This window comes from Streptomyces sp. NPDC048637, assembly GCF_040650675.1.
Classification (GTDB): Bacteria; Actinomycetota; Actinomycetes; order Streptomycetales; family Streptomycetaceae; genus Streptomyces.
Genome location: NZ_JBEZHQ010000059.1, coordinates 26916 through 41686, shown reverse-complemented (window position 1 = coordinate 41686; position 14771 = coordinate 26916). Strand labels below are relative to the sequence as shown.

General features: G+C 72.7%; 15 protein-coding genes. 5 read left to right on the top strand and 10 right to left on the bottom strand.

What is annotated here, in order from left to right; translation table 11 throughout:
- Positions 1-102 precede the first annotated feature (102 nt).
- Together AB0C46_RS38420 and AB0C46_RS38415 are read right to left on the bottom strand one after the other, a co-directional pair.
- A complete protein-coding gene (locus AB0C46_RS38420) occupies positions 103-534 on the bottom strand; it encodes a hypothetical protein (protein WP_362833755.1) in 432 nt (143 codons plus the stop codon).
- Between the two features lie 11 nt (positions 535-545).
- Entirely contained in the window at positions 546-1664 is a 1119-nt protein-coding gene (locus AB0C46_RS38415) for a serine hydrolase domain-containing protein (protein WP_362833754.1), read from the bottom strand.
- Between the two features lie 185 nt (positions 1665-1849).
- On the opposite strand from AB0C46_RS38415, the gene AB0C46_RS38410 reads away from it, so the two are divergent.
- Both AB0C46_RS38410 and AB0C46_RS38405 read left to right on the top strand, forming a co-directional pair.
- Positions 1850-2509, top strand: coding sequence for a TetR/AcrR family transcriptional regulator (locus AB0C46_RS38410; RefSeq protein ID WP_362833753.1), 660 nt, complete (start codon positions 1850-1852; stop codon positions 2507-2509).
- A 191-nt stretch (positions 2510-2700) separates the two neighbouring features.
- Complete coding sequence (locus AB0C46_RS38405; RefSeq protein ID WP_362833752.1) at positions 2701-3453, top strand: PE-PGRS family protein; 753 nt, start codon at positions 2701-2703, stop codon at positions 3451-3453.
- A gap of 215 nt (positions 3454-3668) precedes the next feature.
- Here AB0C46_RS38405 and AB0C46_RS38400 read toward each other — a convergent pair whose 3' ends face one another.
- Positions 3669-3959, bottom strand: a complete 291-nt coding sequence (locus tag AB0C46_RS38400) for a zf-HC2 domain-containing protein (RefSeq protein ID WP_362833751.1) — start codon at positions 3957-3959, stop codon at positions 3669-3671.
- 49 nt (positions 3960-4008) lie between these two features.
- Here AB0C46_RS38400 and AB0C46_RS38395 point away from each other — a divergent pair, with 49 nt between their 5' ends.
- Positions 4009-4602, top strand: a complete 594-nt coding sequence (locus AB0C46_RS38395) for a sigma-70 family RNA polymerase sigma factor (protein WP_362833750.1) — start codon at positions 4009-4011, stop codon at positions 4600-4602.
- An 86-nt stretch (positions 4603-4688) separates the two neighbouring features.
- Here the strand turns inward: AB0C46_RS38395 and AB0C46_RS38390 are convergent, their stop codons facing one another.
- The 3 genes from AB0C46_RS38390 to AB0C46_RS38380 all read right to left on the bottom strand — a co-directional run bounded on the left by AB0C46_RS38390 (position 4689) and on the right by AB0C46_RS38380 (position 7821).
- Positions 4689-5162: a copper chaperone PCu(A)C gene (locus tag AB0C46_RS38390; RefSeq protein ID WP_362833749.1), complete on the bottom strand. Its 474-nt coding sequence runs from the start codon at positions 5160-5162 to the stop codon at positions 4689-4691.
- Positions 5159-7459, bottom strand: coding sequence for a heavy metal translocating P-type ATPase (locus AB0C46_RS38385; protein ID WP_362833758.1), 2301 nt, complete (start codon positions 7457-7459; stop codon positions 5159-5161). Before AB0C46_RS38385 ends, AB0C46_RS38390 begins: the two co-directional genes overlap by 4 nt.
- Before the next feature lie 80 nt (positions 7460-7539).
- Positions 7540-7821 (bottom strand): hypothetical protein, encoded by a 282-nt coding sequence (locus AB0C46_RS38380; RefSeq protein WP_362833748.1) that lies wholly within the window; start codon positions 7819-7821, stop codon positions 7540-7542.
- Between the two features lie 269 nt (positions 7822-8090).
- On the opposite strand from AB0C46_RS38380, the gene AB0C46_RS38375 reads away from it, so the two are divergent.
- Together AB0C46_RS38375 and AB0C46_RS38370 are read left to right on the top strand one after the other, a co-directional pair.
- Positions 8091-9359, top strand: a complete 1269-nt coding sequence (locus AB0C46_RS38375) for a cytochrome P450 (protein WP_362833747.1) — start codon at positions 8091-8093, stop codon at positions 9357-9359.
- A complete protein-coding gene (locus AB0C46_RS38370; protein ID WP_362833746.1) occupies positions 9353-10306 on the top strand; it encodes an isocyanide synthase family protein in 954 nt (317 codons plus the stop codon). Before AB0C46_RS38375 ends, AB0C46_RS38370 begins: the two co-directional genes overlap by 7 nt.
- 17 nt (positions 10307-10323) lie before the next feature.
- On the opposite strand, the gene AB0C46_RS38365 is transcribed toward AB0C46_RS38370, so the two are convergent.
- The 4 genes from AB0C46_RS38365 to AB0C46_RS38350 all read right to left on the bottom strand — a co-directional run bounded on the left by AB0C46_RS38365 (position 10324) and on the right by AB0C46_RS38350 (position 14375).
- The gene (locus AB0C46_RS38365; protein WP_362833745.1) at positions 10324-11112 is read right to left on the bottom strand and encodes an ABC transporter ATP-binding protein; all 789 of its coding nucleotides are present in this window, start codon (positions 11110-11112) and stop codon (positions 10324-10326) included.
- Entirely contained in the window at positions 11109-12185 is a 1077-nt protein-coding gene (locus tag AB0C46_RS38360) for an iron ABC transporter permease (protein ID WP_362833757.1), read from the bottom strand. The genes AB0C46_RS38365 and AB0C46_RS38360 overlap by 4 nt, the downstream gene beginning before the upstream one ends.
- An 8-nt stretch (positions 12186-12193) precedes the next feature.
- Positions 12194-13267 (bottom strand): ABC transporter substrate-binding protein, encoded by a 1074-nt coding sequence (locus AB0C46_RS38355; protein WP_362833744.1) that lies wholly within the window; start codon positions 13265-13267, stop codon positions 12194-12196.
- Positions 13268-13550: 283 nt separating this feature from the next.
- The gene (locus tag AB0C46_RS38350; protein WP_362833743.1) at positions 13551-14375 is read right to left on the bottom strand and encodes a sugar nucleotide-binding protein; all 825 of its coding nucleotides are present in this window, start codon (positions 14373-14375) and stop codon (positions 13551-13553) included.
- Positions 14376-14771: the final 396 nt, after the last annotated feature.

Below are 14771 nucleotides of genomic sequence, written 5' to 3'. Positions count from 1 at the left end.
TCTTCAGTGGCTGGTCGCCGTGCTGGCCGTGTTCAAGGCCGGCGGGGTCTATCTGCCGGTGGAGCCGCACTTCCCGGCCGACCGCCGTGACTGCCGGCGTGGCTATGTCAGGTCGGTGAGGAGCGCGTCAAGTGCACCGGTCAGGGCCTCGGAATTGGCCGGGTCGAACCAGGTGGTGCGGATGCGTTCGTTGTTTCCCTTCGGGGTCTCGTGGTCGGCTGCGAGTTGGCGCAGGGAACGGGTCTCGTCGCTCAGCGCGCGACCGACGCCCTGGAAGAGGCCGCGAACGTAGCGGTCCGCGTCCTCGGAGGCGATGCCGTGGCCGGCGGCCCACGACGTGAGTGTCGCGAGGTACCAGTAGTGGGTGGTCAGCGTCCCCGTCAGCGCGGAGAAGACGTTGAAGGCGGCCTCGTCCGCTACGGGGAGGACCCCGCCCAGGCGCTCGAAGAGGGAGTGTCGGTCCGGGTCTGTGTCAGTGGAGTCCGTGGCGCGGGCGCTGCGGTGCCCGCGGCCCCGCCCCGAACCCTTTCGCATGAGCTGCCCGGTCAGCCGTACATGGCCACTCGGTGGAGAGCCGCAAGCGCGTCGTCGAGGGGATGGGGCTGCGGCCTGCCCGAGGAGTCGAGCCTGTTCCACCTCTGCAGGTTCACCGCGACGGACATCTGGCGCTTGCCGTCGGCACTGGTCATGGCCAGTGCTCCGGCACCCCAGACCGTGCCGCCATGGCCCCAGAAGGTGCCCTGACCGGGCGCCTCCATCGGGTGCAGGCCGAGGCCGTAGTCGATCGTCTTTCCCTCCTGGGAGACGACGGGGACGGTGCGTTGCATCTGCGCCAGCGACGACGGGCTGACGATCTCGCCGGCGAGCAGCATGCCGAAGAAGCGGTTGAGGTCCGTGACGGTCGATATCAGCGAGGCCGCCGGCCCCACGAATGACATGTCGTAGTCGCTGTAGTCGCGCGGCGGGTCGATCATGCCGAACCACGCCTCGTAGATCTGCGAGTGCGGCCCGTTGACGTGCGGTGCGGCGGGGAGTTCGGTGTCCCGGAGTCCGGCGCGCTCGATGACGTTCCGGGTGATGTACCGCTCAGCCGGAGTGCCGGTCACCTGTTCCAGGAGTGCGCCGAGGAGCAGGTAGTTGGTGTTGGAGTACACCCCCGGAGTGCCGCCCGGGGTGCCGACGGCAGGTGCGGTGACGCCCATCTCGATCAGTTCGGTGGAGTGAAACCGCGTGAACCGGTTGTCGTCCAGGCTCTGGGGCCCGGTGTCCGCGAAGGCGGGGAACGCCTTGAGGGAGGGGTAGGCATAGGGGAGGTACTCGGCGAGGCCGCTGGTGTGGTTGATCAACATCCGGACCGTGATCGCGTCACCGCGTGCTCCGGGAACCAGCCTCGGAAGGTACCGGCCGATCGGCGTGTCGAGACCGATCTGACCGCTCTCGACCTGCTGCAGAACCGCGGCGGCGGTGAAGGTCTTGGTGATGCTGCCGACGCGGTGCCGCATATCGGCGGTGACGGGGCGGCCGGTGGCGACATCAGCGACCCCGGCGGCGCCGCGCCAGACCTGCTCGCCGTCACGCACCTCCGCGAACAGGCCCGGCATCCCGGCGCGGTGGACGTTTTCCAGGGCGGTGTTCAGCTCCGCGCTGTCCAGCGGGTTCCTCATGGCATGCGTCCTTTCGTATGTCCCGGATGAGGGCCACGTCGGCCGCCTGACCCGGGTAACAGGAACGCGTGGCACGCCGGCCCGCCTGCTGCCGGGCCGCTCGGCACGCTCATGTCCTCATTATGCACGCGGTGCGTGCAACACCAAGTGCATAGGTTAGGATGCGTCGCGGCGAGAGGGGTGAGATGGCAGGCCGACGGCGCTGGTCAACCGAGGAGATCCTGGATGCGGCGGCGGAGTTGCTGCGCACGAGCGACGCCGAGTCGTTCAGCGTGCGCAAGCTCGCCGCCGTGCTGGGGACCGATTCCTCCAGCCTCTACCGGCACTTCCGCAGCAAGACCGAACTGCTGCGCGCGGTCGCCGACCGGATCCTCCTGGCCGCCATGGACGGCTACCGCCCCGAGGGCGACTGGAAGCAGCGCATCACGGCCCTGGCCCTGCGCATGCGAGCGGCCTTCGGTGAGCACCCCCAGCTCGCCTCGGTCTGGGGACGCTACGCGTCAAGCGGCACCGGTTCCCGGCTGGTCATGGAAGAGATACTGCAGGCTCTGCGGGCGTCGGGACTTCCCGACGAGGAGATCCCCGCGCGCTACCACCGGATCGCGGTCCTCATCTCCGCGTTGATCGCCTCCGAGGCCGGATTCAGCACCATCACCCCCGGAGAGTACGAACAGGGCATGGAGCTGTTCCGCGTCGCGGTACTCGGCGCCGACCCCGAACGCTTCCCGGCCCTGGCCCACTTCGCCCGCGACGTCCGCCCCCTTGGGGTGGACCGCCGCGCTGCGTTCGACGAGATCCTCGCCGCCCACCTCGCCCATATCGAGGCCGCGATCTGCCCGAGCTAGCCGACCGGCTCGGGAGGGTCGGCAGACGACCGCGCCTGTCCGGGGCCGCGTCGGCGGGCGCCGGCCAAGAGCCGCTGACCGCAGGGCAACTGGCCGCGGCCCCCGTCGAAGGCACCCCGGCAGCACGGGAAACAGCAGGTCGGGGCCCCTCTCGTTCCCCCGTGAAGCCGGGGTGCGACGATGGGCCTGTCATGGATGCGGGGCAGGTTCTCAGGGGGCTGCGTGCCGCGGTGTTCGCGGCGGTCTGTGTGCTGCTCGCTGCGCTGGGCCACGTGGTGATGTCGGATGCCGCGATACCGGGTTGGATGCTGCTCGCGGCCGGTGTCGGCACCGCGACCGGTGCCTGGTGCTGTGCGGGTCGTGAACGTGGGCCGCTGCTGGTGGGGTTGCTGACCGTCGGTACCCAGGCCGCCCTGCACACTCTCTTCTCGTTCGGCCAGGCGGTCGCCGGTTCCGGTGGCGGCGGACGTTCGCTCGCGCGCCAGTGGGCGGAGAGCTGGCTGTGCGGCGCTCAAGGGATGCCGTCCGCCGGCCGTGACCACGCCGAGCAGCTGCGGCTGATGCATCAGCAGATGGCGGCCATGCCCTCGACAGGGCACGGGTCCTCCATGCAGGGCATGGACCACATGGGAGAGATGGCCGCCCCCGCGCACCAGATGCCGGGGATGCACGGCAGCGCGACCGGCATGCTCGCGGCCCACCTGCTGGTCGCCCTGCTCAGCGCCGGGTGGCTGTGGGGTGGCGAGCGGGCCGCGTTCCGGCTCGTCCGGTGCGTGTCGGCCTGGCTGTTCGCGCCGTTGGTGCTGGTCCTGCGGATCGCGCTGCCCGAGACGCGGCCCGCCGCGCGCACCGCCCGGCAGGAGCCGCGGCAGGCGGTGCGGCAGTTGTTGCTGGCGCATACGAGGTCGTTGCGGGGTCCGCCGCAGGAGCCGGCTGTCGTCTGACAGCACGGTCGAATTCCCGAGCCGGTGGACGGACGGGCGCCGATGGCACGCGCCCGGGTCCCGGCTCCGACTTCACCGGTCCCCGCCGGAGCGCGGTGACCGGATCATGCGAAGGACTCCAGATGATGAATCCTGTCCGGATGCCGGTGGCACCGCTGCCCGCATCCGTTGCCGACGCACCGGTCGGCGGGGGCGGGCGCCCCAGGGCCGCCGCGTCAACCGGCTCGTTTGCCACCGGTATCCGCCGTGCCGGGAGAAACCGGGCCCGGCAGTACGGAAGCCGACCGCAGCCGGGCGAGCAGCGCATCGGCGGCCGCCCGGTCACCTTCGGGGTGCGCGGTGGCGCGGTCGAGGCCGGCCGTCAGGGCGTGTGCCTGCGCGTTCCACCGCCGGCAGTCCTGGCAGCCGGCGAGATGGTCGTCGAGCCGGCGGGCGGTGAGTCCGGGGGGCAGTTCCTCGCCGTCGAGGCGGGCGGAGAGTGCCGTACGGATGCGCGAGCAGAGCATGTGTCCATCCTCCCCGAAGCCGCGCTGTGCGGCGAGGGGCGGTCGCGGGATGCGGGATGACGAGGCGGTGACGGGCTGGGCGCTGGCCGCCCGTACCGGTGACGAGCGGGCCGTCGAGCAGTTCGTCCGGGCCACTCAGCTCGATGTGCGGCGCTATGTGACGCACCTGAGCGGTGACCCGCAGGCGGCCGACGACCTGGTGCAGGACACCTACGTCCGGGCGCTGCGCAGTCTGCCGCGGTTCGAGGGCCGGTCCTCGGCGCGGACCTGGCTGCTGACGATCGCCCGGCGGGTCGTGGCGGACCGGATCCGGTCCCACGCGACCCGGCCCCGGCTGGCCGCCACGGACGACTGGCAGACGGCCGCGGAACGGGTACAGCCGCGTGGGGTGCCCGGGTTCGACGAGGGCGTCGCGCTGGCCGAACTGCTGGCCGCGCTGGTGCCGGAGCGGCGCGAGGCGTTTGTGCTCACCCAGCTGCTGGGGCTGCCGTACGCGGCGGCGGCCGGGGTGATGGGCTGTCCCATCGGGACCGTGCGGTCCCGGGTGGCGCGCGCCAGGGAGACGCTGGTCACGCTGCTGACGGAAGCGGAGCGGACCGAGCCCGCCGACGGGCCGCGGGTCTACGCGGACGCCGTGGCCTGACGGACCGCTCGTACGCCGGCGGCGGGGCTCATGGGCGGGCGGGAGCCCGGGCCATGAGCCCCGCCGTGGCCCCGGCTCCGCCTGATTCACCTGCTGCCGGGGCGTATTGCCCGCGCCCGTACGGTCTGCGGTGGGCTGTGGCGGAAGTGCAGGGTGAAGGTGAGCCGGTCGCCGGGCGCGAGCCGCGGCGGCGGGCTGACCATGACGTCCAGGCCGGTCGGCGTCATCCTCAGGGCGGCGCCGGCCGGGACGGTGGCGGTGCGGACCATCTCCATGCGCCGGGCGTTGTTCCCGATGTCGACGGTGCGGCTGAGCATCGCGCGATGGCCGGCCGGGCCGGTCACGCCCGTCAGCACGTCATCCGCGCCACCGGAGTTGCGGATGGTGAAGAACGCGGCGGTGGCCTCGGATCCGCCGGCGATCAGCACCCGGCCCTCGGGGACGCTCAGCTTCGCGGGGGCCCCCGCGTTGCCGGTGGCGGTCCAGAGGGCAAGGACATTGAGCGTCACCAGACAGGTGAGCAGTGGTACGGCGACGGCCGAGACGGGCAGCCGTTTCATCGGGTCTCCCAACGTGCCTGCGCCCGGGGGCGGCGGGCGGACGGGCCGGCACCGCGCGGCCGCCAGGCGCGCAGCCGGAGGCTGTTGCCCACGACGAGCAGTGAGCTGGCGGACATGGCGGCGGCCGCCAGCATCGGATTGAGCAGGCCGACGGCGGCGAGCGGCACGGTGACGAGGTTGTAGCCGAAGGCCCAGGCGAGGTTGCCGCGAATGGTGCCCAGGGTGCGCCGGGCCAGGTGCACGGCGTCGGCGATGGCCTGGAGGTCCTCGCGTACCAGGGTCACATCGGCGGCGCCGATCGCGGCGTCGGTGCCGCTGCCCATGGCGATCCCGAGGTCGGCGAGCGCCAGGGCCGCCGCGTCATTGACGCCGTCGCCGACGACGGCGACCCGGCCGCCCTGTTCCTTGAGGGTGGTGACGAGTGCGGCCTTGTCCTCGGGGCGGGCCTCGGCATGGATCTCGGTGATGGCGAGATGGCCGGCCACCGCGCGGGCCGTGGCGGCACGGTCACCGGTGGCCAGCACCGGCCGCAGTCCCAGGCGGCGCAGATGGTCGACGGCGCGATAGCTGTCGGGGCGGAGCGCATCGCCGACCGCGAGGACGGCCTCCGGGGTGCCGTCGACGGTGACCAGGGCGGCGGTGTGGCCGGCCGCCTCCGCGGTGTGCACCGCGTCCGGCAGCGGAGCCGGCAGACCCGTGAGGTCGCCGGGCCGGGTGACCTCCACCCGACGCCCGTCCGCGGTGCCGCGTACGCCGTACCCCGGCGTGGCGCTGAAGTCCGCGACGGGCGGCAGCGGTTGACCCGGCTGCCGTTCCTCGGCGTGGGCGGTGACCGCGCGCGCCAGCGGATGTTCGGAGCCCTGCTCGACGGTGGCGGCCAGCCGCAGTGCCGCCGCGGCGTCGAGGCCGCCGGTGCGCGGGGTGAGGGCGGTGACGCTCATCCGGCCGGTGGTGAGCGTGCCGGTCTTGTCGAGCACGACGGTGTCGATCCGGCGCAGGCGCTCCAGCGCCTCCGGCCCCCGGACCAGGATGCCCAGCTGGGCGCCCCGGCCGGTGGCGGCCAGCAGCGCAGTCGGGGTGGCCAGCCCCAGCGCGCAGGGACAGGCGACGACGAGGACGGCCACCGCGGCGGTGATCGCGGCCTGCGGCTCGGCTCCGGCGCCGAGCCAGAAGCCCAGCACGCTGACCGAGACGGTCAGTACGGCGGGCACGAAGACGGCCGCCACCGCGTCGGCGAGCCGCTGGACCTTGGTCTTGCCGGTCTGGGCGTCCTCGACGAGCCGGGTGATCCGGGCGAGTTGGGTGTCGGCGCCCACCGCGTCGGCCCGTACCTCCAGCAGACCACCGGAGTTGACCGCGCCGCCGACGGCCGCCGTGCCCGGACCGACCTCGACCGGGCGGCTCTCTCCGCTGATCAGGGACAGGTCCAGGGCGGAGCTGCCCTCGACCACGGTGCCGTCGGTGGCGACCCGTTCGCCGGGCCGGACCAGGAAGTGGTCGCCGACCCGCAGCCGGCTCACCGGGATGCGCTGCTCACCGTCCGGGGTGCGTACGGCGACGTCCTTCGCGGCGAGTTCGGCCAGGGCGCGGAGTGCGGCGCCGGTGCCGTGCCGGGCCCTGGCCTCCATCCGCCGACCGGCCAGCACGAACAGCGGTACGCCGACGGCGGCTTCGAGGTAGAGGTGGGCGGCCCCGTCACCGGCGGTGGGCAGCAGGCTGAACGGCATCGTCATACCCGGCGCACCGGCCCCGCCGAAGAACAGCGCATAGGCGGACCAGGTGAAGGAGGCGGCGACGCCCAGGGAGACCAGGGTGTCCATGGTGGCCGCGCCGTGCCGCAGACCGCGGAGCGCACGGGCGTGGAAGGGGGCGGCGCCCCAGACCGCTACGGGTGCGGCGAGCACGAAGCACAGCCACTGCCAGTCGCGGAACTGCCAGCCGGGCACCATCGACAGGACCAGGACGGGGAGCGAGAGCAGAGCGGTCACCAGCAGCCGGTGCCGCTCGGCGCGGGCACCGTCGTCCTGGGAACCCTGGGAGCCCTGGGTGTCCGGGGCGCCCTGGGCATCCGGGCGGCCGGTGGACGACAGCCGGTCCTCCGGATCCGGTTCCGGGGCGGGTGCGGGGAGCTGTGCGGTGAACCCGGCCGCCTCGACGGTGGTGATGAGGTCGGTGACGGAGACCGCCGCGGGGTGGCTGACCGTGGCCCGGCCGGTGGCGAGGTTCACCGTGGCGGCGACGCCGTCCAGCCGGCCGAGCTTCTTCTCGACCCGGCCCACACAGGCGGCGCAGGTCATCCCGCCGATCGTGAGGGTGGTACTGCGGGCCGGTGCGGGGGCGAGGTCCGGCGACGGGGTACCGGGCCGGGGCTCCGGCGTCATCGTGGTGCTCCCACCGGCACCGGGCGGGGGGCCGCGGCACCCATGCCGTGCATCCCGCCCATGTCCCCGTCGTCGGCGGGCGTGGACTCTCCCGTACGGACGCCGCCGGCCGGGCGCAGCCCCGGGGCCACCGGCCCGGCGGCGGTCCCGGCCGCATACGACAGCAAGCCGAGCACCACCAGCAGCGCAAGGAAACCGATGACCGACCGCGCGGGCAGCAACCGTGGGACGGCCTGGCGAAGAGGAGGCCGACTGCGGTCGGCCGAAGAGCTGGACATCGCGTCATCGTGGCAGCTGACGGCGGCACCGAGCGGGCGATCGGGGGCTTGTGGGCACGTGAGGTTTGTCCCGTTCCGCCGCCGGAACTCACCGGCCGCCGGGCCCGACTAACTGGGTTTGAGCGGTGTCCCCCGCTCCCGCCGCGCCTCGCCCGGCCGCCCGCCCGGCCGAAATCACCTTCCCCGGCGGGAACTCGGCGCCCCCGTTGCCCGACCTCTCCAACGCCGCGCCAACCGGGCGCCGCGACCATGCCGTTGAGGAGGCCGACGTGTCCCCATCGTCCAAACCCGTCGAACTTTACGGGCCGGAGTACAAACGCAACCCCTATCCCCTGTACGCCGAGCTGCGGGAGCGCGGCCCGGTCCATCGGGTGCGCTTCCCCAGCGGGGTGTGCGCCTGGCTCGTCACCGGATACGAGGCCGCTCATCAGGCGCTCACCGACCCCCGGCTGGGCAAGCACCACTCGCGGGGCAACGCGGCCTGGCGGGCCCGCGCCTCGATCATGCCCGAGCCCCAGCACTCCCAGCTCCAGGTGCATCTGCTCCATCAGGACCCGCCACGGCACACCGCGCTGCGCCGGCTGATCACCGATGCCTTCGCACCGCAGCGCGTCGAGGCGCTGCGCCCCCGCTTCCAGGCGACCGCCGATGCCCTGCTCGACGGGCTCCCGGACAGCGGCGGCACCGACCTGGTCGAGGTCTTCGCCGCCCGTTTCCCCTTTCAGGTGCTCGCCGAAGTCATCGGACTTCCCGAGGAGTTCGCGGAACGCTTCGACCGGGACTGGGGGAAGGTCGTCCAGCCCGTGGGGCCCGAGGACCCGGGCCGGCCGGCGTACGAGGCGCGGCTGCGCGGGCTGCAGCAGTACATCGCCGATCTGGTCCGCCACAAGCACGCCGAGCGCGGCGAGGATCTGCTCTCCCGGCTGGTGGCCGCCCGCGATGCGGGCCGGCTCGGCCAGGAAGAGCTCGATTCGATGGTCTTCCAACTGCTGGTCGCGGGACAGGAACCGGTCACCAACCAGATCACCACGGCGCTGGTCACCCTGCTGCGCCATCCCGCCCCTCTCGCGGAGCTGGCCGCCCGTCCGGAGCTGCTGCCCCGCGCCGTCGACGAACTCCTGCGTCATGACAGCGCCTTCGAGCTGACGACCTGGCGGTTCTTCGCCGAGGACACCGAGCTGCACGGCACCCGGATCCCGGCCGGCGACTCCGTCATCGTCTCGCTGAGTGCGGCCAATCGCGACTCCCGGCAGTTCCCCGACGCGGACGCCCTGCACTTCGACCGCACCCCCAACCCCCATCTCGCCTTCGGCCACGGCATCCACTTCTGCCCCGGCGCCGCGCTCGCCCGTATCGAACTCCAGATCGCCCTGGGCACCTTGCTGAGACGGCTGCCGGACCTGCGGCTCGCCGTCCCGGAGGACGAGCTGGAGTGGACCCCGGCGGTACTGGCGCGCGGTGTCGGCCGGCTGCCGGTGACCTACGGCCGCTGCCCGTACACGGGTTCCGGTGTGAACGGGCCCGATGCCGCGTGCTGACCAGCCCGGCGCCACCGCGTCCGGTGGCGCCCTCCGACGACCTCGCCCGCTGTGCCGAGGTGCTCGCCGCGCTCCTGCCCTACCGGCGCACCCTGGACACCGGGCACGGGGACTCCCCCGGCGCCTTCCCCGCCCAACTGCGCCTGCTCGCCGCGCCGGTGGCGGCGGGCGAGCCGATCGTGTTCACCCTGCCGGGTTTCCCCTGCAAGTCGCCCAACCCTGCCAAGGTGCTCGGCCACCTTCCCGACGAGGGCGAACGGCTGGCACTGCGCTTCCTGGATGCGCTCTGCGCCCGGATCGCGGAGTGCCACCCGCCGGGGGCGCGGGTGGTCATCTGCTCGGACGGACATGTCTTCAGCGACCTCATCCAGGTGCCCGACCGTGACATCGACGCGTACGCCGACGCGCTGCGCGCACTGATCCATGACGAGGGCCTGACCCGGCTCGACGTCTTCGATCTGCGGGATGTCTACGGGCAGCGGCTGTCACACGACGCCAAACGGTCCCTGGTGCACGAGCGCTACGCCCCCGGTCTGGACACCCTGCGGTCCCTGACCCGCAGCGACGAGCCGACCCGGCGGCTGTACCAGGGCATCACCCGGTTCCTCTTCGAGGACGCCGTCGCCTTCGCGGGAACCCGGTCGGCGTTACAGCGCAGCTGCCGCCGGCGCGCCTACGGGGTGATGCAGCGCAGCCGCGCCTGGGGCGAGCTGATCGCCGCACACCATCCGGGGGCGTTCCGGCTCTCCATCCATCCACAGCCGCGGGGGTCGGCCAAGTTCGGCATCCGGCTGCTCGAAGCGCCCGATGCGTGGCTGACGCCCTGGCACTCCTGTGTGCTGGAACATGCCGACGGACGGCGGGAGTTGCTGCACCGGGTGGCTGCCGAGCGGCTCGGCCGGCTGGTGTATCGCCAGGGGCGGCCGAGCCACTTCGTGGCCGGGTGAGGGGTGCGGGGTGGGCGTCACCCGCCGTCGGCGGGCAGCGGCTCCCGGTGGTCGAAGGCGATCAACGGGTCCCCGGTGAGCGGATGTTCGGTCACCGCGGCGCGCACCCCGAACACCTCGGCCAACAGCTGCGGCGTCAGTACCGCACGGGGCGTTCCGGACGCCACCACCCGTCCGGCGTGCAGCACATGCAGCCGGTCGCACAGGGACGCCGCGGCGTTCAGATCGTGCAGCGAGATCAGCGTGGTACGGCGCTGGGCGCGCAGCAGCGCGAGCAGCTCCACCTGGTGGCGCACATCGAGGTGATTGGTGGGCTCGTCCAGCACCAGCACCTCCGGGTCCTGGGCGAACGCCCGTGCCAGGAGCGCCCGTTGACGTTCACCGCCCGACAGGGTGGAGAAGCGGCGGGCGCCCTGTCCGGCCATGCCGACGGCGGCCAGCGCGCGGGCGACGGTCTCCCGGTCGGTCCGGTCGTCGCCCGCGAAGGCCCGCTTGTAGGGCGTACGGCCCATGGTCACCACTTCGCGCACGGATAGCTCGAAGTCGCTGCCGCGCTCCTGGGGCAGCGCGGCGACCTGCTGTGCGGTCCGGCCCGGTGAGAGGGTGCGGAGGTCGGTCCCGGCCAGCAGTACCCGTCCGGCGGTGGGCCGCAGATGCCGGTAGACGGTGCGCAGCACGGTGGACTTGCCGCTGCCGTTGGGGCCGACCAGCCCGGCGATCTCGCCGGCCGCCGCCATCAGCTGCACTCCGGCGACGACATTCCGTCCCGCGTAGCCGACGTGCAGTTCCTCGATCTCGACGTTCACCGGTCCGCCTCCAACCGCCGGTCCAGGATGAACAGCAGGGCGGGCGCCCCGATCATCGCGGTGACGACACCGACCGGCAGTTCCTGGGTGTCCATGGCCGTCCGGCACACGACGTCCACCACCACCAGCAGCAGCGAACCGGTCAGCGCGGACAGCGGCAGCAGCCGTCGGTGGTCGCCGCCGAGGAGCAGCCGGCACAGATGCGGCACCATCAGGCCCACGAACCCGATGGCCCCGGAGACCGCGACCAGTACACCGGTCAGCAGACCCGCCACCACGAACAGCTCGCGGCGCAGCCGGGTGACGTCCACGCCCACCCCGGCCGCGGTCTCATCGCCCATGATCAGCGCGTTCATGGCGCGGGCCCGCGCCTGCAGGACCAGCAGGCCGGCCGCGACCGCGAGGGCCGGCAGCCACAGCACGCTCCAGGTGGCCCCGCTCAGGCTGCCCATCAGCCAGAACAGCACGCTGCGGGTCTGCTGTTCATCACCGGCCTGCAGTACCAGATAGCTGGTGAAGCCGGACAGGAACTGCCCGACACCCACACCGGCCAGCACCAGCCGCAGCGGCGAGAATCCCCCGCCGCGCCGGGCCATCCACCACACCAGCGCGAACGAGCCGAGCGCACCGGCGAACGCGGCCCCCGAGAGCCCCAGCCCCAGGCCGCCACCGGCGGTGACGCCCAGCACGATGGCGGTGACCGCGCCCAGCGACGCACCGTTGGAGATCCCCAGCAGATAGGGGTCCGCCAGAGGATTGCGCACCAGTGCCTGGGTCGCGGTCCCCACCAGGCCGAGTCCCGCCCCCACCAGCGCCGCCAACAGCGCCCGCGGCACGCGCAGTTGCCACACGATCAGGTCGTCGGTGCCCGGCCGGGGCGGCGCGCCGCCGAGCCGCCGGAACACCGCCGACCAGACATGTCCGGGCGCGATATCGGTGGCGCCCAGTGAGACCGCCGCGGTCAGGGCCACCACCAGGGCGACACCGAGGCCCACGGCGAGCAGCCCGGCGCGCGGGGTCCGTTGCCGGGCCCCGTCGGCCCGCTCCTCGCATCGGTGCGGATCGGCGACCAGCGCGGCCACTACCGCGCCGCCTTGAAGCGTGCGGGGTGGATCGTGTGCGCGATCTCCTCGACGGTGTCCGCGTTGCCGACCCCGGCGATCGTCGTACGCTCCGAGCCGATCCGCAGGAACTTCCCGTTCCGCACCGCCGCGAGCCCCTTGGTGGCGGGGAAGCTCTTCAGGAACGCCGCGGCCTCGTCGTACGCCTTGGCGTTGGCCGCCGCATCGCCCCGGTTGCGGATCCCGAGCTGGATCCAGTCCGGGTTCTTGGCGACCACGTCCTCCCAGGAGACCGGTTTGACGTCCCCGTCACAGTCCTCGAAGACATTGCGCGCCCCGGCCTGGCCGATCACGGCGTTGGCCACCTGCTTGCGGCAGAAGGCGACCGGCTGCTTGGTTCCCGCGTCATAGTCGAAGAAGAAGTATGTCGGCCGCTTGCCGGCCGGGATGTCGCCCACCGCCCGGCGTACCTTCCCGACCTTCGCCCGCATCCCCGCGACGAGGGCGTCCGCCCGCTCGGCGGTGCCGGTCACCGCACCCAGCCGTTTGATGTCCGCCTCCACACCGGAGAGATCGCGCTGCGGCTTGTCGGCCATCGGCGCACAGGCGGTCGACGCCAGGTAGAGGTGCTTGATACCCGCCGCCTTGAACTCCTCGGCGGTCGGCGCGTCACCGGCCCCGCCCATGGTCTTCATCGCCGCGAAGGTATCGATGTACACATCGGCGCCCGAGCCGAGCATCTTCTCCTTGGGGATCACGGACTTCGACAGCACCGGCACCTTCCGGGCCTTCGCGTCCAGTCCACCGGGCAACGCGCCCTTGCCGGGCGGGAATCCGGTCCCGATCACCCGGTCGCCCGCACCCAGCCGCAGCAGCATCTCCAGGGCGGCGGCATTGCTGGTGACGATCCGGCGCGGCGCGGCGGTGAAGGTGGTGCCGGCGCCCTGGCAGTCGGCGACCCGTACGGGAAAACCGGCCCCGCCCTGTCCCGCCGCGCCCTGGTCGGTGCCCGGCCCGTCGCCCGCTCCGCTGCCGCACGCGGTGGCGGCCAGCGCGACAACTACCGCGACACCGCACAACTTCCAAGGACGCATGGCGCTTCTCCCCTATGCCTCACCAGCCGGCGCACCGGCCGTGTCACCGGCCGCATCGGCGTCCGGCGGGCCGCAGGCGCGACCCGGCACAGGTAGTCGGCCGGATACCGGGCACGGTTCCAGCTCGGCCGCGTCCTTTTCGGCCGAGCTGGAACCGCCCCGGACGAACCCGGCAGCGCCCCCGGGTGCCAACGGGCAGCCGCCCTCTTCGCCGCCGCGGGAGCGAACTGAGTCGGAGCGAACTAAGTGACGCGTCACCACAAGTGTGCTGTCCGCTTTCGCCCTACCGGACTTGGAGGAACTCCCGGGCTCCACGCAGCCGGGTGCATACGTGCTCCTGCGTGGCGCTGCTGTCGAGGCGGACGTCGAGGGCCCCGGGCATCCGCGTGTCGGCTCGGCGCCCGGCAGGCAGCCGGGTTGCGTCGAGCCCGTCGCGTCGGGCGATGAGCACGCCGAGTTCGTGACGGCTGAGAGCGTCCGCTCCGGCGAGATGGCACATCCCGGCCCGGCCAGCCAGGGCGAGTTCCCGCAGAGCGGAGGCCAGGTCTTCGACATGCACCGGACAGCGGATGTCGTCGGTGAACAGCACGCCCTCGCGTGTGCCGGCAGCCAGGGCGTGCACCATGCGCTCATGCACGGAGCCGCCGTGCCCGATGATCAATGAGGTGCGTGCGACCGCAGCACCCGGCGCCAGGAGCCGCACAGCGGTCTCGGCGGCGGCCTTTGCCGCGCCATACGGGGTAACCGGATCGGGCAGGCAGGACTCGTCGTAAGGCGTCCGGGAACCGGAGAACACGGCGTCACTGGAGACGTGGACCAGCCGACAACCACGCTTCGTCGCAGCCATCGCCACACGGACCGAGCCGTCGGCGGTCACCGCCCAGTCGCTCTGTCCGCTCGTTGCGTTGATGACGGTGCAGGGGGCAACCGTGTCCAGTACCTCGTCGAGGTCCCCGGGGTCGCGAAGATCGAGCTGATACCACGAGGCTCCGGGAATGCGCCTGGGACGGGAGCAGTACGTCGCGGCCGTCTCCCAGCCCGCAGCCGCCGCCTGGCGCACAAGTTCCGTCCCCAGGAACCCGCTGCCGCCGATGATCAGGACCTTCATGGACCTACGGTAATGCCGCTGAGTTGACGCGGCGAGAGGGTCACCGTGCCCACATCGGTGTCCATGTCCCGTCGTCGCGGGGGCAGGCCAGGCGATGGCGCGGGCGAGCCCGCTGTCGTCGGGCAGCGGGCGGTGCATGGGCAGTTCGGTGCGCAGGATGTGCGCGAGGAGCAGGGCGTCGTGCCCAGCGAGCCCGGACGCAGTGCCGTGAGGCGAGAGGCGGCCTCATGAGGGCACTGGCCTATCGAGGCAGCCGCCGGGGCTGATGAATTCGGTTGCGGCCGGTCCGGTGAGCCCGGTGAGCTACCTCTATGGACGGTGCCACGGAGCAGGCGCAACGGGCGAGGACAGGAAGAGTCGGTAGGGTCACGACGCGACCGGCTCCCTGGCGCAGGT